This is a genomic window from Paenibacillus guangzhouensis, from assembly GCF_009363075.1.
Classification (GTDB): Bacteria; Bacillota; Bacilli; order Paenibacillales; family Paenibacillaceae; genus Paenibacillus_K; species Paenibacillus_K guangzhouensis.
This window is the reverse complement of sequence record NZ_CP045293.1, coordinates 1,284,288-1,300,060: the sequence shown is the minus strand read 5'-3', so window position 1 is coordinate 1,300,060 and position 15,773 is coordinate 1,284,288. Positions and strand designations below refer to the sequence as shown.

General features: G+C 47.2%; 19 protein-coding genes. 2 read left to right on the top strand and 17 right to left on the bottom strand.

The annotated features are described in order from the left end of the window. Positions 1–69: 69 nt before the first annotated feature. Together GCU39_RS05800 and GCU39_RS05795 are read left to right on the top strand one after the other, a co-directional pair. The gene (locus GCU39_RS05800) at positions 70–972 is read left to right on the top strand and encodes a multicopper oxidase family protein (protein WP_152392642.1); all 903 of its coding nucleotides are present in this window, start codon (positions 70–72) and stop codon (positions 970–972) included. An 82-nt stretch (positions 973–1,054) separates the two neighbouring features. After that, positions 1,055–1,459, top strand: coding sequence for a DUF3888 domain-containing protein (locus tag GCU39_RS05795; RefSeq protein ID WP_193726781.1), 405 nt, complete (start codon positions 1,055–1,057; stop codon positions 1,457–1,459). Positions 1,460–1,475: 16 nt separating this feature from the next. Here GCU39_RS05795 and GCU39_RS05790 read toward each other — a convergent pair whose 3' ends face one another. The 17 genes from GCU39_RS05790 to GCU39_RS05710 form a co-directional block, all read right to left on the bottom strand. Then, complete coding sequence (locus tag GCU39_RS05790) at positions 1,476–2,303, bottom strand: protein kinase domain-containing protein (protein ID WP_152392641.1); 828 nt, start codon at positions 2,301–2,303, stop codon at positions 1,476–1,478. Between the two features lie 131 nt (positions 2,304–2,434). Then, positions 2,435–2,890 carry a GNAT family N-acetyltransferase gene (locus GCU39_RS05785; RefSeq protein ID WP_152392640.1) on the bottom strand — a complete coding sequence of 152 codons (456 nt, stop codon included), beginning with the start codon at positions 2,888–2,890 and terminating at the stop codon, positions 2,435–2,437. Positions 2,891–2,932: 42 nt separating this feature from the next. Next, positions 2,933–3,331, bottom strand: a complete 399-nt coding sequence (locus GCU39_RS05780; RefSeq protein WP_152392639.1) for an acyl-CoA thioesterase — start codon at positions 3,329–3,331, stop codon at positions 2,933–2,935. 110 nt (positions 3,332–3,441) lie between these two features. Further along, the gene (locus GCU39_RS05775; protein ID WP_152392638.1) at positions 3,442–4,329 is read right to left on the bottom strand and encodes a DUF72 domain-containing protein; all 888 of its coding nucleotides are present in this window, start codon (positions 4,327–4,329) and stop codon (positions 3,442–3,444) included. A 184-nt stretch (positions 4,330–4,513) separates the two neighbouring features. Beyond that, positions 4,514–5,188 (bottom strand): SOS response-associated peptidase, encoded by a 675-nt coding sequence (locus GCU39_RS05770; RefSeq protein ID WP_152392637.1) that lies wholly within the window; start codon positions 5,186–5,188, stop codon positions 4,514–4,516. Between the two features lie 158 nt (positions 5,189–5,346). Beyond that, on the bottom strand, positions 5,347–5,583 hold the full coding sequence (locus GCU39_RS05765) for a glutaredoxin family protein (protein WP_152392636.1): 237 nt from the start codon (positions 5,581–5,583) through the stop codon (positions 5,347–5,349). Positions 5,584–5,623: 40 nt separating this feature from the next. Continuing rightward, complete coding sequence (gene trxB, locus GCU39_RS05760) at positions 5,624–6,556, bottom strand: thioredoxin-disulfide reductase (protein WP_152392635.1); 933 nt, start codon at positions 6,554–6,556, stop codon at positions 5,624–5,626. A 36-nt stretch (positions 6,557–6,592) separates the two neighbouring features. Further along, positions 6,593–7,219 carry an FMN-dependent NADH-azoreductase gene (locus GCU39_RS05755; protein WP_152392634.1) on the bottom strand — a complete coding sequence of 209 codons (627 nt, stop codon included), beginning with the start codon at positions 7,217–7,219 and terminating at the stop codon, positions 6,593–6,595. 166 nt (positions 7,220–7,385) lie between these two features. Continuing rightward, positions 7,386–8,048, bottom strand: coding sequence for a response regulator (locus GCU39_RS05750; protein ID WP_152392633.1), 663 nt, complete (start codon positions 8,046–8,048; stop codon positions 7,386–7,388). A 16-nt stretch (positions 8,049–8,064) separates the two neighbouring features. After that, positions 8,065–9,693: a GAF domain-containing sensor histidine kinase gene (locus GCU39_RS05745; RefSeq protein ID WP_152392632.1), complete on the bottom strand. Its 1,629-nt coding sequence runs from the start codon at positions 9,691–9,693 to the stop codon at positions 8,065–8,067. A gap of 1 nt (position 9,694) precedes the next feature. Then, positions 9,695–10,354 carry a Yip1 family protein gene (locus GCU39_RS05740; protein WP_152392631.1) on the bottom strand — a complete coding sequence of 220 codons (660 nt, stop codon included), beginning with the start codon at positions 10,352–10,354 and terminating at the stop codon, positions 9,695–9,697. A gap of 147 nt (positions 10,355–10,501) precedes the next feature. Beyond that, on the bottom strand, positions 10,502–11,047 hold the full coding sequence (locus GCU39_RS05735) for a cob(I)yrinic acid a,c-diamide adenosyltransferase (RefSeq protein ID WP_152392630.1): 546 nt from the start codon (positions 11,045–11,047) through the stop codon (positions 10,502–10,504). 83 nt (positions 11,048–11,130) lie between these two features. Then, a complete protein-coding gene (locus tag GCU39_RS05730) occupies positions 11,131–12,276 on the bottom strand; it encodes an acyltransferase (protein ID WP_152392629.1) in 1,146 nt (381 codons plus the stop codon). Positions 12,277–12,313: 37 nt separating this feature from the next. After that, the gene (locus GCU39_RS05725; RefSeq protein WP_152392628.1) at positions 12,314–13,057 is read right to left on the bottom strand and encodes an alpha/beta fold hydrolase; all 744 of its coding nucleotides are present in this window, start codon (positions 13,055–13,057) and stop codon (positions 12,314–12,316) included. 104 nt (positions 13,058–13,161) lie between these two features. After that, positions 13,162–13,791: an SGNH/GDSL hydrolase family protein gene (locus GCU39_RS05720; RefSeq protein ID WP_152392627.1), complete on the bottom strand. Its 630-nt coding sequence runs from the start codon at positions 13,789–13,791 to the stop codon at positions 13,162–13,164. Positions 13,792–13,815: 24 nt separating this feature from the next. Beyond that, positions 13,816–15,267, bottom strand: coding sequence for an NAD-dependent malic enzyme (locus tag GCU39_RS05715; RefSeq protein ID WP_152392626.1), 1,452 nt, complete (start codon positions 15,265–15,267; stop codon positions 13,816–13,818). 169 nt (positions 15,268–15,436) lie between these two features. Continuing rightward, positions 15,437–15,742, bottom strand: coding sequence for a hypothetical protein (locus GCU39_RS05710; RefSeq protein WP_152392625.1), 306 nt, complete (start codon positions 15,740–15,742; stop codon positions 15,437–15,439). Positions 15,743–15,773 lie beyond the last annotated feature (31 nt).

Sequence of the window (15,773 nt, the reverse complement as noted above, 5' to 3'; positions counted from 1 at the left end):
ACGGAGAGTATGCATATAGTTAATGGAGTATTTGTACCGCATGAGCAACGATGTGATGGAGGAATACATATGGTCTATACACCTCATGTGCCGAACCTGCCCTTTGAAATTCGGAACGGCGTCAAACATTTTGAGTTAATTGCAGAACCAGTTGAACTGGAGATTTTGCCAGGCATTCGTCTTCGCGGACTTGGATATAATGGATCGATCCCCGGCCCTACGATCCTGGTCTACCCAGGTGATGAAGTGGCCATCCGTGTCTCAAACCTACTACTAACGGAAGGTACGAGCGTCCATTGGCATGGTCTTGATATCCCGAATTTGATGGATGGCGTGCCCTGCATCGAACCCTCTCCGCTCATCCCGCCGAATTATTCATTCACGTATCGATTCACGGTACAGAACCCACCAGGAACGCACATGTACCATTCCCATTACAATGCCATTCCGCAGGAAATGGGCGGTATGGGCGGAGCTTTTATTATCCTGGATCCACCGGGACACGGACTGCCCGTCGACCGGGATTATTTCCTTATGCTGCATGAGTTCCACCTGATCGGGATGCCAAAATTTGAACTTAATCCTGGCGTGTACGATATCGATCCCTATACCGACACATTCAACTTCTTCACCATGAATGGACGCTGCTTCCCACACACAGAGGCGCTTCCGGTCAAGTTAGGGGATCTCGTTCGCATTCGACTCGGGAATCTCGGCATGAATGCGCACCCGATCCACCTGCATGGACACCAATTCGATGTCGTAGCCTCCGATGGGAATCCGATTAGCTGGGAGCAGCAGCGGATCAAGAATACGATTAACGTCGCTCCCGGCGAAACCTATGACATTCAGTTCCGCGCGAATAATCCGGGAGTATGGCCTTTCCATTGCCACATTCCGCATCATATGGCCAATAACTTTACGAAGCCTGCTGGAGGCATGTTCACGACGATTGTATATGGGAGCACATAATTCGAATCATTTTGGTAAATTATTATCGTAAAGCAAAACGGTAAAGGAGCTTCATGTGATACGGAAAACTTTTATATTATTAATGATCTTTTTCGTCATTGTCTTCCAAATGCACCATCAGGCGAGCGCCTCTGAACAAGATTCAACACAATTGCAGTTTCAAGATATGCTCGTCCTTTTCTTGCTGCCCTATATGAGTGATAAGCTTGGAGAGGTGTATGCCAAAGATTTAAAAGTACCACCTGATCTGTACCCTTATTTTGTTGATGTCTCTGATGTTAAACGTGTGAATGGATTCCGTGGATTCGACTTTTTAATCACTCTTCGGGTTGTGCCAACCGTTGGTCCGCATATCCCTGTCGGAGAAGATCGATTTCAATTCGAAATCACTCCTGGTGTAAATGTAAAGCTTGTCAACTTCAAACATATAAAAGGCCCTAATAAGATGGATTTCCCTCCAAATTATCAAGACCTACTTCGATCGTAATGTCATAAAAAAACTACTATTGCGCTTCCAGCCAAGCACGGTAGAACGCATAAACGCTCTCGTACCGCTCGGAACGTTCCGCCGAAGCCGCCTTACGGGCTACATGATATAATGCCTCAGGGGCATGCCAATCGTGTAACTCTCGTCCACCACCGATTGCTAGGAATTCAAAAGCTGCGGCACCCATCGTATACACATTCGTCTGGTGGTCGATTAGACTTCCGCGAATGAACTCCTCCGGTGCCATGAACCGGCTTGACCCATAGTTCCGATCCATCTCAAGCTCGAATGCGCCTCGCCGATAACAATCGAAATCGCATAGATGAAGTTCGTATCGATCAAAGTCATAAATCATGCCACCATCATAAAAATCGACTGCGACATATCCTTGTTGTTCGACGTAGGCGTGCACCTCATAGACCGTATTCAGCGCGGCAATGATTCGATCCGTCGACAGTTGTCTGAAGCGAAAATGTGGAGATTCCGGCCGGTTCCTTCCCTCTTTGCCTGGGAATGCTGGCGTTCCGAGTGCCTCGCCGTTAACCCATTCATAGACCAATGCAAATCCCTTCGCCGTCGTAAATGCATGGATTAACCTTGGTATGCTCGGATGCGCCACTGCCTGATGAAAGACTTCCGCATTCTGCATAAATCGAATCGCCTCATGGTTTTCCGCATATTTCACGAACCAATTCTGTTCCGCGGCTCGGACGCCATAGGAGATGCACCCGGAATCTTGTTGGTCAAATACGGTGAAAATATGACCGATACGTGATAAATACGAGACGAGATGTTCATCTATCTGCTTTACTGTAATAAATGGACAATCCATCATGTTCTTCATGGCTATCCCTCCTGTTCACGATTTTGCTGGCCCGCTTGATCTATAAAGGTTCGTGTATTGTACATCATAAAAAGTTACAGCCACGATCGTCTACGCATCGCAGCTGCATCTTCTCTTCCTATTCTCCTACGCTAGGCTATGACCTTCTCCAAATTCGTAATCGGTAGACCCGGCACAGGTTCAAAGCCTCCAACTTCAACAAAACCTTCCGAGAGATACAGCTGTATCGCTGGCACGTTCTTGGATCCGGTTGCGACGATAAACGTCTTCACATGTGCATGCTCTTGCAGTACATATTGCAGCAATCTGCGGCCGATCCCTTTGCGGAAATGATTCGGATGTACGATTAACCGATGAATGTCAAGTGCGCCATCCTCGATTTTATAAGCGATAGCACCGGCTAATTCGCCGTCTTCAACCCATCCATAGAAGGTCTCCCCACATGACATGATGGATTCAACCGTATCACGTAATGCCGGGATGGCATCCGAGCCGATAATTTCAGCCTCTACACGGTATGCTGGCAACTGCAGCGCCAGAATTTGCTGTGCTACAGCTTGTTCGTTAAGTGGTAATGCTTGAATCATACATGTGTTCCCCCTCGTTCTCTATATCCTAATTGGACGCTTCTATTCGCTTGGAAAGTGTGATCGCAGCTTGTCCGGCACCGCGGTACTCTGTCTGGACGCTAGATCCATGATGACACAGGTGACCCTTGCGTCTGCACAGACCTCTTGATCGCGGTTCATGATCATCTGATCAAAAACATAGCTGGATCTCCCAACCTTCGCTGGCTTCGTTATCACTTGCAATCGATCCTGCTCATGACATTCACGCCGAAAGTTCATTTGAATATTCACGATCGATGTCATAATCCCTTCGGGATGGAAAGATTCCAATGGGAAGTGAATCTGTTCATACCAATCTCTTCGTCCCCGCTCCAAGAATTCAACGTATCTCACATGATTCAGATGGCCATTCAGGTCGATATCCGACGAACGAACGGTAATATTCAACACTGATTCCATAACTTCCCTCCTCTGCGTATCAGTCTAACGTATCATAACGGACAGGAACCAAACATTCAATAGCCCTTGGATAAAAAAATAAGCCGGACGCACACGCTCAGTACACCGGTCTAATCTTCAAACAGAGACATTTGGTATGGCGGAGGTCCAGGCATTTCAGGCAATGCCATCCCCAGAACCTCCATTAATTGTACGGCATTATCCGCTGCATCTCCTCCGGAATTGTTATTAAATACAATCCAGCAGTTTTCCGTCGACTCGAGTAGTTGAAGAATATTTTGCTTCCATGCCATCAGTTCTTCCTTGTTGTATCGATAGAGGTATCTGACTTCCCGCCAGTTCGGCTGCCCACTCGATTGCCAGCCAGCAGCGTTCCTGCCATGGAATCGAATCATGGTACAGTCGCTTCTTGTGGGCTCGAGAACCGTCGGTACCGACCCGTCCCCCACTTGCGGTTCATCACAAATCGAATGAATCCATCCTTCATCGCGCATGAATTGCAGCGTCTTATCTCGCATTTCCCCATAAAACCAGCTCTGATGCCGAAATTCTAACGCGACCGGTAATCCGTCCATCCATTCTCTTGTTCTGCGAATGATATCCACATGCTTCTTCTCACAGCCGAACCAGGGCGGATATTGAAACAGTACAGCCCTCAACTTCCCCGCTTTCTGCAGCTCCTCTGCCGATTCGCGAAAGATCTGAAACATCGTTTTCGTATCCGAAAACGGAATTTTGCCGCGCGTATGCCCGGTCATCCCTTGATAAGCTTTGACGATAAAACCAAAATGATCCGGTGTTTGTTCCGACCATTTCCCCATCCGGTCTGGCGAAGGAATCGCATAGAAGGAACTATCGAGTTCAACGATAGGAAAGCGGCTGCTATAAATCTTGAGCTTGTCGCCCGATTTGGTGCCGCTCGGGTAAATATCATCATGATCTCCCCAGCCGGCGAGACCAATTTGAATTCGTTGTTCTAATTCCATATGACTCAACATCCATCGACTCCTATTATGCAGCATCATGATTCAACAACCATGATTGAATAAATTCAATGTACCATTTCTAACATCAACCATTCAACCTGAGTCCACAGATCGTACAGTAAAAAAACCTGCTGATTCCTCAGCAGGCTCCTTATCGCATAAATCTATCCTTGTTTATTTTAGCGTTCGGATCATGTTATTCCTTTACCCAAGCCAGCTTCATATCCATCTGCTGAATACATTCAAGCGTATCGAATGTATCATTCGCGAGTAGAGGTGAAACCGGATATATGTCCATTAACGCATCCTCATGAGGTCTGAGGAAGGTTCTAAGATGAGCGACACCGCGTACGTTAGGATCGAGCCAAGCCTCCATCCCTTCCCCATCCAGTATCGCTGGCATACGGGTATCGAATTCTCTGACGGTTGTATTTGCATTTGTCATCAATATTGTGCAGGTTCTGACCTCTTCACCTCTTGTGTCCCGCCAGTTCTCATACAAGCCCGCAACGCCAAAAATCCCTCGATTCTTCATGACGACCCGTACCGGATAGCTTCGTTTGCCAAGCGATCTCCAATAATAGAACCCATTGCACGGGATGATACATCTGCGGCGATCGATCATTTTCGGATAAGCGGGATTGCGATGCACGGCATCAATATCCGCATTGATGGCATCCTTACCCCAGAACGGGAACAGCCCCCAACGGCTCTGGTCTAGTCGGCGTTCATTGCCTTCCCGCATAATGACGGCCATCTCCTGCGTCGGCGCAATATTATAACGCTTACGGTAGTATGTCAATACAGTGTCGACCTTGAAATAATCCTGTACTTCATGTAGTTCGGCACTCAATGAAAATCTTCTGCACATGGGCCACACCATCCTTTTGAAGCATATTTTTACCAAATGCCCCTAAATTATTCCACAAAAAAAAGACCGCCTATGCGCTAGGAGGATATCCCTTGCCACATAAGCGGTAAATGGAGTTTGGATGATGTTCAAATCAATTGCAGTTCATTGGTTAACGATTAGATGCTAAGCACTTGCTTCAATTGCGTGGTGTTAAAACCAAGGATTTTCTCCTCACCAACAACCGTTACGGGAACGGCACGCATACCAAGGTTGAATAATTCTTCCATGAATGCTTCGTTCGTATCCACATTGCGTTCTTCGAAGGCAACATTGTTTTCCTCCAGGTATTTTTTCACCTGTACACAGTGTGGGCAATAGTTACGCGAGTAGACAATAACATTGTTATCTGCCATGATCTCATTCACTCCTTAGGATTAATTTGAAAAATAATACTTAAGCTTCGTGTGCTTCTAGGAAACGTTCGCATTCAAGGGCCGCCATACAGCCGCTGCCTGCCGCAGTAATCGCTTGACGGTACTTCGTATCCTGGACGTCTCCGCAAGCGAAGATCCCTGGGATATTCGTCTCCGTCGTACCTGGTTTCACGACAATGTAGCCATGATCGTCCGTCGTAACTTGACCGCCTAAGAACTTCGTATTCGGCGTATGACCGATCGTAACGAATAGACCTTCAGTCTCGATGATCTCTTCTTCACCCGTTGCATTGTTACGAACTTTCAGACCTGTAACGCCGTGATCCCCTGCAATAACTTCAAGCGGTGTACGGTTCAGCGACCAACGAATTTTCGGGTTCTGACGCGCACGGTCTTGCATGATCTTCGATGCACGAAGTTCATCGCGACGATTCACAATCTCGACTTCGGAAGCAAATCGTGTCAAGAAGTTAGCTTCTTCCATCGCAGAATCTCCGCCGCCTACGACGATAATTTTCTTGTTCCGGAAGAAGAAGCCATCGCAAGTCGCACATGTACTTACACCGCGGCCTACGTTATCTTTTTCCCCTGGAATACCGAGATATTTCGCCGAAGCGCCTGTTGAAATAATCAATGTCTCGGCAGAGATTTGTCCGATGCCTTCAACCGTTAAGGTAAATGGACGTGCGGACGTATCCACGTTCGTCACCCAGCCCGTACGGAATTCCGCACCGAAGCGCTCCGCTTGCTTACGCATATTATCCATCAATTCTGGTCCTTGAATTCCCTCTGGAAAGCCGGGGAAATTCTCCACTTCCGTCGTCGTTGTCAATTGTCCACCTGGTTCCGGTCCTTCAATAACGAGTGGATTCATATTCGCGCGGGCTAAATAGATCGCTGCTGTAAGTCCCGATGGACCCGTTCCGATTACAATAGATTTATACGTTGTCATGAATGCATTCCCCCTGCTTACCATTATTATTTGGATTTAGAATCTTGCTGCGAGCTTTGCTGCTGCTTCAAGTCCATCTGCAACAATCGCCGCACTGCGATCTGGGTATTGGTTATGTCCTTCGATCACGAGTTTCTCAACATTCGTCACGCCGAACAAATTCAAGTTGTATTCCATGAATTTCAGCGCCATTTCTTCATGCATACGAGGTCCTTCGGAATAGACGCCGCCGCTCGCGTTCAAGAGTGCAACTTTCTTGTCTCCTACAAGTCCAACCGGACCTTCAGGTGTGTAACGGAATGTTTTGCCTGCTTGGTTCAAGTAGTCGATATACGTATGAAGCACCGCTGGCACGCACATATTCCATAACGGGAACGCGACTACGACTTTATCCGCAGCGAGGAATTGGTTTAAGTACTTGTTCACGTTCTCGACGCTTGCTTGCTCTTCTGCAGTTGTCTCAAATCCTTTGGCTGTTTTGAACATGCCGCTCATCATCGTTGCGTTGTAATAAGGTAAATTCTCTGCGAAAAGATCGAGTTCTTCAATCTCATGCGTCGGATTTGCTTCTTTATAGCCCGACAAGAATGCATTGTACAGTTGTACGCTTATCGCTTGTTCTGCTGGACGATCATTTGCTTTGACGAATAATACTTTACTCATTAGGGTAACCTCCGGATGTCGTTGTCTATGTGTTGTTTGAACTTATGTACTAATAATAACATCAGAATGACATTCTTCCCTCGGCATATCGGATGAACTTGACCTACAAAAAAAGCCCAACAACATGTTGGGCGTTTCTACGACTTTGGTCGTAGATATCTTCATCCTATTGTCCTGCCAACCCGTGCTTGATCGCGATAATCGCAGCTTGCGTACGCGCCGTCAAACCCAGCTTGCTTAGAATATTGCTGACATGCGTCTTCACTGTTTTCTCCGTGATATGGAACGCGGCAGCGATCTCCTTATTGCTCTTGCCGAGTGCAATCCATTCTAGTACTTCCTTCTCCCTCGGCGTGAGAACATCTAGATTGCAATCGACTTCATCCTCTTGTACGGGTGCAGCCGGCTTCTCTACCAAGTGTGACATCAACTGCTCCGTGACGCGCGGATGAAGCTGCGCTTGCCCCTGATATACACCGCGTATTGCTTGTGCCAGCTCATCTGGCTGGATATCCTTCAAGAGATAACCATTCGCCCCTGCTTGAATCGCTGGTAGTACATGGTCATGGTCTGAGAACGAAGTTAAGACAATAACTTTAATATTCGGATGTTTGATTCGAATCTGCTGCGTCGCCTCTATCCCCGTCATGCCTGGCATGAGCAGATCCATCAGAACGACATCCGGCTGCAAAGCCTCGATCTGATCGATCGCCGATTGACCGCTCGTCGCCTCCCCTACGACTTCAATATCTGGTTGGGTCATCAGATAATACTGAAGCCCGCGTATGACGATTGCGTGATCGTCTACGATAAGTACTTTGATGCTCAACGGCCCGTCTCCCCTCTCACTTCTGATTCGGTATTAAGACTCGAATCGTCGTTCCTTCGCCTTTACGGCTGTCAATGACTAACGTACCTCCAAGCGATTCAGCGCGTTCGCGCATGGTCCGCATCCCAAACGTACTGGTACCATCAATCTTCAGCGGCGAGAATCCATCCCCTTGGTCTGAGATTTCCATGCATACGAGCTGCTGCTGCTGTTTCAAATTAATCTGAACCTGCGGATGCCCTGCATATTTCCTAGCGTTATTCAGCGCTTCTTGCCCGATTCGGAACAACGCTTCTTCTACACGACTAGAGAGTTCAAGCATGCCTTCAACACAGTTAATAACGACGAGCCCTTGCGCCTTGCCATAACGATATAATCCTGTTAAGAGTCCTTGTTCCAGGCCTACGGGACGCAGCTGAAGAATCAGTGAGCGCATCTCATTCAGTGCATTTTGGGTTAGATCCTGCATATCTTTGACAGCACGTTTCACCAGTTCTGGCGGATCTTCGAGCATCGCCTCCATCCCGCGCGCAGTAAATTGGAGAGAGAACAACATTTGCGATACGGAATCGTGCAGATCCCGTGCTAATCGATTGCGTTCTTCCCATTTTAACAGATCAAGCTGTTGTTGATGGAGTCTCGCGTTCTCGAAGGCTAACGTAATATGACCGGAGAGTGCCTCCAGCAGCTCCATATCCACTTCATCGAAGATTCGGCATTGTGAACCAGCGAAGATGACACCGATCGGCTTATCCCGGAAATGCAGCGGTACTGCGATTGCCGTACTAATGCCCTTCGATATCGTATGATCCTGATGCAGGTCCTTGGGATTGCGTCTCCACTGCTTCGTCTCGCCTGTGCTGAACGCCCGTCCCGCTTCCCTTGCTTGCTTCAATGTAAAGATCTTACGTCGATGATGAATTTTGCCTTCTTGCCAGGAAACACGTCGCGAGAGTCGACCATTCTCCTCCATAAAGAAAGCCGCGTAATCACAACCGACTTGTTCCCCGATCCAACGTGTAACCAGTTCCGGGATTTGCTCGGTAATAAGCAGCTTGCCTAAGTCACGAGCCAATTCCCCCAGCTTCGAATAGAGATCTGCTCTCTTCTGTTCGGATTGATATAATAAGGTTCGTTCTACCGCTGTTCCGACTTGAAATGCGATCGATTCCATTAATGTCAATTCTTCTTGGCTAAAATGCTCTTTGCCAGCAGCCGCGACATTTAAGATGCCAAAGCGCTTGTTCCCTGCCGTCAGAGGGATCGTGGCATGATGCGTAATCCCTTCGGTATCTCCGTACTTGTAGGCCACCGCTTGATCAAGCCGTTGACAATAGATCGTATTCACTGCGGCCTTCAACTTCCCATTCCAATACCCGTCGAGACACCAGCAAGAACCGGTCGTTAGCAGTTTGCGATCGTCAGTCTCAAGCGCTTCTGGCAGCTGATAATCCGCAGGACAAGTATATTGAAACGTGTCTGCGCAATCTTCAGCGAGAAAAATCCATCCGGCATGCATATCCGTTAATTCGACCAATTTACGAAGAACCGAATTTAACAGGATATCGAGGTCATTGGTCTGATTAATCGTCTCTGCAATGGATTTGATGACGAGCAGCTCATGGACTTTAAATTCCTTGGTCATCTTAACCTCCTATGCCGATGCCAAAGGCAAAGACGCTTAAGATAAGGCTAATAACGATTGTTATTGCCATAATAATCAAAAAAGCAATCACAAGCGCCAAGATCACATTAAGCAGCGCCATCCAACCGGAAAATTTCTGTACTTCACTCAGTATAAGGATATAGACGACAACCGCCCAGATCGATAATACAACTTCAATGACACCAAAAATAACCAGCAAGAGCTTTAATGTCGGATTCGCGTCCATGATCGGCGTTGCAGTCGTGAAAAGCTCGTATCCGAAGAGCAGCAGCTTAGGGATCCAGAGTATTCCGACCCAGATGAGGATCACATTCGACCAAGCCGTAGCGGTAAGAACCTCATGAAACGAAGCTTGGCCGCCGATCCACTTCCCCGTAAATTTCATAATCCAGCTAATCAAATACAGACTTATGAATCCACCGATAAATCCGGATATCAGACTCACGAGTAGAACCATCATCATATTCATTTGATCGCCTAGGCTTCTGCTCGTCGCTTGATCCAGCGCACGTAGAATCCCGCTCACGCCTGCGAGGATAATGATGTTTCGCCTGGATTGTTCGCCGCTTAGAACGCCCCTGATGACTTGTCTAGGGCGTGTCCATATGTGGAGCCACGGATGTAGTCTCTCATTCGTCACAATCTAACCCCCTGAAGCTATATGTATTGATTCCACGATCATCTTGTTGTTAATCTTTATTAATTTACCATAATCATGCCCAGATTAACATGAGATACAACAACACTCCGAATCCATTTGGACTCGGAGCGTATATGCAACCACTTATTAGAATTCAATCCCCAATACCGCAGGGACGCCCTCTTCATAATAATGCTTAATCGGCTTCATCTCACTAACTAAATCGGCAATATCGATGATCTCCTCGCGTGCAGAACGCCCTGTAATCACGACGTGGATGCCGGCCGGACGATTCTGAATCATATCGATGACCTCGTGAAGCGGCAGCACATCATCAATCGGAAAGCTAGTAATCGCCAGCGCATTATTCAGCTCATCCAGAACGACAACATCGTACAAGCCGGATTGAATAGCTTCTTTAGCTACAGCCAGTGCTGTCTTGAACGCTTCCCGATGCTCTTCCGGCGTCTTCGTCCATGTAAATCCAATCCCGAGCTGCCGCACTTCAACGCCAATCTTCTCAAGCGCAATTTGTTCGCCATATGAACGCTGCGGGCTTTTAATAAATTGAAGAATAAGTGCTCTATAGCCACGCCCCACCGCCCGCACGCATAATCCAACTGCTGCTGTCGTCTTTCCTTTACCATCGCCTGTGTAGACAAGCGTAAATCCCCGCTCAATTTTTCGAGGCATGAACATTTCCTCCTCTTTCTACAATGAAGTTATCTTAATCAGATTGTCTATCCATTTTTTAACTGGACATCGGATTCTATCATTTATTCTGTATCCTTTGCAAGTGCTCGCTTACGTACGTGAATCCCCACCATCCACTTTCCATAAGGCAATCGACTAAGGATAGCTGTTAATAACACGGAGGCTGCCGCTGCAATTCCCATAACGATTAACATTCTTGCCGTAACCGGTAAGGCCAGTAAGAAGAAATGATCGACTTTATACCCTAATCTCAGTGTTACTGCGTGTGCCAGATAGGCGCCATAGGAGTACATGCCAATCCAAGTGAAGAGCCGGTTCATACGAGAAGTAGGCTGACGTGCACAAAGAATGGCGAAATGATATACAACAAGGATGGAGCTAATCAAGAATACCGCCATAAGCGGCCTAAGCAGAAATACGTGATAGAAATTGTATTTGAGACCTTGTGACGTATGAAATGCACCAACAGAAACCGATATAAAATAGCCATACAATGCTATGAATACAGGCCAATAGATGATTCTATACCTCAGCACGAATCGATTCCACACCTCAACATGCAGCCCAGCTGCTGCACCCATCATAAAATACAAATAATAATAAAGTGCGTTACGATCCGCATATTTGTTGAACAACTCCGTTAATACCGGAATCGGATGTTCTTGCAGAACCTGACCTATAACATAGACTTGTCCCATGAGTACGATATATGCTGCAGCTGCTAACAGAAGAACAGCCACACCTCTCCAACCGATCAGCTTGCGAGTGATCCATCGAACGGCATACCGCCAAAGCGGAAATAGCAGATAAAATTGCATGATCATCACGACGTACCATAGATGATAACTCGCTTTACCCGTAAAAGCCAATTGTACGAATTGCCATAGGTCATACCAGCCATGATTGATCCCATAATAAATTACGGACCAAATCAAATATGGCAATAGAATATCGCTTAATCGTTTTTTGATGAATACGCCATAGTGAAAATCATCTTTATCGTTGTAGAACAGCACGAGTCCCGTAATGAACACAAATACCGGCACGGCAAATTTGGAGAGTACTAGGAGAATCGCCATCATAACGCCATCCCCCAGCTGCATCTCAGGTACCGCTGCATAATGGGCTACGGCATGCTGCATCACAACGGCGAGAAAGGCCAGCCCCCGAAGCGATTGTATTTCTAATATTTTCGGTTTTCGAATCATAATAACTCCTTACCTAGCAACAAATAACCCATTCCATTTATTCCTTCGTCTGACCGATCTTGCCGATCCAATTCACGACCGATTTCACGACTTGTTGTCGCTGCTCTACTCGCGAGATGGTCGCTTGTCCATCCCCTGGCTGAGAACCATAGTCTCCGAATTGCGCATGATTTCCACCCGCAATCGTAAGGGTCTGTGTTGTTTTGGGTAAGTTCGAACGATAGCGATGATATGTTTGTTGATCTAATACGAAATCCTGGGATGCCAGGACCGACAATACGTGCGACGTTTGAGGTTGATCCGTATATGCGCCCAAGAGGAACAATCCCCGCACGTTCTCGTTTTCTTTGTTCGATGCGGTAAAACGGCCTGCAAAGGCGCCTCCCATGGAATGACCGCCTATGACGAATGGCTGATCGGGATAACGCTTCATCAGAAGACTTGCGCGGTTCTCTCCTAAGAGAGCCAGATTTAATGGCATTCTAGCGATGATCGTCCTGTAGCCGAGTGTTGCAAAATCTCTTGCAAGCGGCGCATAGCTTTCCGGTTCAACCTTCGCGCCAGGATAGAAAATAATTCCGATTTGCTGGATGGGCTCGTGGGCCGGTTCAATAACGATGGCATAAGAATCGGTTGTGACTTTGATGGTATTATCACTCTGCATCGCTTGAACAGCTGTTGCATCAGGCCCATACGGCCAGAGATACCACACTGCCGTTCCAAGCAGAAGCATGATTACTACGGACAAGGCGAGTAATATCCTCTTCAATCTTCTTCGCATTCCATCATCCTCCAATAAAGCCCTTCCAAATATCATAACAAAAGAACGCCTTCTGTGCATCTTTCCATGACAGATCAGCGTTCTTATGTATCGTTACGTTATGATTAGATCGCTTGTACCGCTTGCAGCCAAGCTTTTGCTATGAGTCCGTTGCCAGCGACGGATGGATGAACCCCATCTTCAGCCCAATAAGCAGGAGGCGTCTCTGTAGCGTGTTGTGCGAATAGACCATCGAGCGGGATATAGATGGCTTCGAATTCCGCTGCCAATTCACGTACGGCTTGGATCTTCGGATCGAGATCTTCGCGCCATGCTCTGCGATCCTCTGGAACCGGCAAGACAAACGGCTCACAGATTATCAGCTTCGCCCCGAGTTTTTCTTTCGTCTGACGCAATAAGTCGCGGTAACCCGCCTTGAACTGTTCCACGGATGTCGGGTCATTGGAATCATATCGTCTCCATACATCGTTAATTCCGATTAATATGGATACCCAATTCGGCTTGAGATCTAGACAGTCCGCTTGCCAGCGGGATTGCAGGTCTACGACCCGATTGCCGCTAATTCCACGATTAAAGAATTGAACACGATGCTTCGGATAGAGCGCGCTGAATAGACCTGCCACCATGTTCGCGTATCCGTTGCCCATATCATCCGGATTGTTGTAATGACGTGCACAATCCGTTACACTGTCGCCTTGAAATAGAATAACCTCGCCTGGTTGAATGAACGTCATTTGCTGTTAATCTCCTCTCTCCTATTAGACTAATTCCGTATACCCTGGCTCGTCCTCAAATGCCTCCTGACGACGACGGCGCGCAACGCCAGCCTCGTAGGCCGCATGGCTTACCGCCTCTTTCACTTTTGCGGCAACTTCCGTATTGAATACACTTGGTATGATATATTGTTCATTTAACTCCTCATCCGTAACGACGGAGGCGATTGCGTATGCAGCTGCCAGCTTCATGCTCTCGGTCACACGTGTTGCTCTGCAATCGAGAACACCACGGAACAAGCCCGGGAAGCATAGTACGTTATTAATTTGGTTCGGGTAATCTGATCTGCCTGTCGCCATGACTCGAACATATGGTTCTGCAATTTCAGGAGCGATCTCAGGCGTCGGGTTGGCCATTGCGAATACGATCGGATCCTTAGCCATGCTCTTAACATCTTCCAGCTTCAGTACATTCGGTCCGGATACACCGATGAAGACGTCTGCTCCTTGGATAACTTCATGGAGTTGGCCGCGAACATGATGCGGGTTCGTAATTCTCGCATAGGCACCAAATACGCTGTCTTCCTCATGATCTCCGCACGCGATTGCACCTGTTTTGTCCACACCGATTACATTGACGGCACCCGCTGCGAGCAGGATTTTCGTACATGCAATGCCGGCTGCGCCAATCCCGCAGATCACCACTTTACAACACTCGAGTTTCTTATCGACGATCTTGAGCGCATTGATTAGACCTGCGAGGAGAACGACTGCTGTTCCATGTTGGTCATCATGAAAAACAGGGATATCCAGTTCTTCAATCAACCGTTGTTCAATTTCGAAGCAACGCGGCGATGCAATATCTTCGAGATTAATCCCGCCGAACGATGGCGCAATCGCTTTCACAATTTGAATAATCTCTTCCGTATTCTGCGTATTCAAGCAGATCGGGAAGGCATCCACATCCGCCATCTGTTTGAATAACATCGCTTTTCCTTCCATGACCGGCATAGCTGCTTCCGGACCGATATTGCCAAGCCCTAGCACCGCAGATCCGTCCGATACAACAGCGACCGTGTTACGTTTGATTGTAAGGGTATGCGCTTTCAACGGATCTTCATGAATCGCCATACAGACTCTTGCGACACCCGGTGTATAGACACGAGATAAATCCGCGCGGTTCTTAATTCGCAGCTTCGGCAGTGTCTCAATCTTACCTCCCAAGTGCATCAAGAAGATTTGATCGGATATATTAATGATGCGCGTGCCTCGTAATCTTTTTAATTCCTTTTCTATTGCTTTTTGTTGAGCGTCTTCCCCAATTTGAATGGTGATATCTCTGGTTGTTGTTTTCTTCGTTGATTTCACAACGTCAATCGCAACGATATCTCCACCCGCTTCCGTGATCACCGTTGCAACCCGTCCGAACGACACGAGCTCCTTATCCATTTCGAGACGTAAAATAATTGTTGTGCTTCCACTCACTGAATTGGACATTGATCAATTCCTCCACCGATATTCGACTTTGAATTCATAGACATGCTCCGAACAATAACATAACGTGAAATGTCAAAATATACAAGGGTAAATTCGTAAGATGCTATCAAACAAAAAGCCTCCCTAGGGAGGCTTTTCACGTTGTACATAGCAAAAGCAAAGAACCTCTTTACAGAGGTCTGCTCTTCGGTATAAAGTTCGCTATGATCGACTTCAATTCTGTATCTTCAACATAATCATCGGTCTTCTCGCCCATGTCGAATTTCTTCACCCGAATGGTATATGGGTCATGTGGGATGGTCGAGCGGAACAAATAATTTTCCGTATCTTCGACAACCACTTCCAAGTCAATATCCTTAAACATTTGAACCAGATCATGGATCAACGGCTTCTGACCGGGCTCTACATCGACAATGCCTCGAAGTGGACTCACTTTATCTTTGCGAACAAGTTCAAAATGCACGATGCATTCCATATGTAGTTCACTCCTATCCTTATCTATCTAT

Coding starts and splice junctions, on each gene's coding strand:
- GCU39_RS05785 (WP_152392640.1), bottom strand. CDS start 2,890: ATGATTCAAGCATTACCACTTAACGAACAAGCTGTAGCACAGCAAATT.
- GCU39_RS05770 (WP_152392637.1), bottom strand. CDS start 5,188: ATGTGCAGAAGATTTTCATTGAGTGCCGAACTACATGAAGTACAGGAT.
- GCU39_RS05745 (WP_152392632.1), bottom strand. CDS start 9,693: ATGACCAAGGAATTTAAAGTCCATGAGCTGCTCGTCATCAAATCCATT.
- GCU39_RS05730 (WP_152392629.1), bottom strand. CDS start 12,276: ATGATTCGAAAACCGAAAATATTAGAAATACAATCGCTTCGGGGGCTG.
- GCU39_RS05715 (WP_152392626.1), bottom strand. CDS start 15,267: ATGTCCAATTCAGTGAGTGGAAGCACAACAATTATTTTACGTCTCGAA.
- GCU39_RS05775 (WP_152392638.1), bottom strand. CDS start 4,329: ATGTTGAGTCATATGGAATTAGAACAACGAATTCAAATTGGTCTCGCC.
- GCU39_RS05735 (WP_152392630.1), bottom strand. CDS start 11,047: ATGCCTCGAAAAATTGAGCGGGGATTTACGCTTGTCTACACAGGCGAT.
- GCU39_RS05710 (WP_152392625.1), bottom strand. CDS start 15,742: ATGGAATGCATCGTGCATTTTGAACTTGTTCGCAAAGATAAAGTGAGT.
- GCU39_RS05765 (WP_152392636.1), bottom strand. CDS start 5,583: ATGGCAGATAACAATGTTATTGTCTACTCGCGTAACTATTGCCCACAC.
- trxB (WP_152392635.1), bottom strand. CDS start 6,556: ATGACAACGTATAAATCTATTGTAATCGGAACGGGTCCATCGGGACTT.
- GCU39_RS05790 (WP_152392641.1), bottom strand. CDS start 2,303: ATGAAGAACATGATGGATTGTCCATTTATTACAGTAAAGCAGATAGAT.
- GCU39_RS05800 (WP_152392642.1), top strand. CDS start 70: ATGGTCTATACACCTCATGTGCCGAACCTGCCCTTTGAAATTCGGAAC.
- GCU39_RS05780 (WP_152392639.1), bottom strand. CDS start 3,331: ATGGAATCAGTGTTGAATATTACCGTTCGTTCGTCGGATATCGACCTG.
- GCU39_RS05720 (WP_152392627.1), bottom strand. CDS start 13,791: ATGACGTTCATTCAACCAGGCGAGGTTATTCTATTTCAAGGCGACAGT.
- GCU39_RS05725 (WP_152392628.1), bottom strand. CDS start 13,057: ATGCGAAGAAGATTGAAGAGGATATTACTCGCCTTGTCCGTAGTAATC.
- GCU39_RS05795 (WP_193726781.1), top strand. CDS start 1,055: ATGATCTTTTTCGTCATTGTCTTCCAAATGCACCATCAGGCGAGCGCC.
- GCU39_RS05755 (WP_152392634.1), bottom strand. CDS start 7,219: ATGAGTAAAGTATTATTCGTCAAAGCAAATGATCGTCCAGCAGAACAA.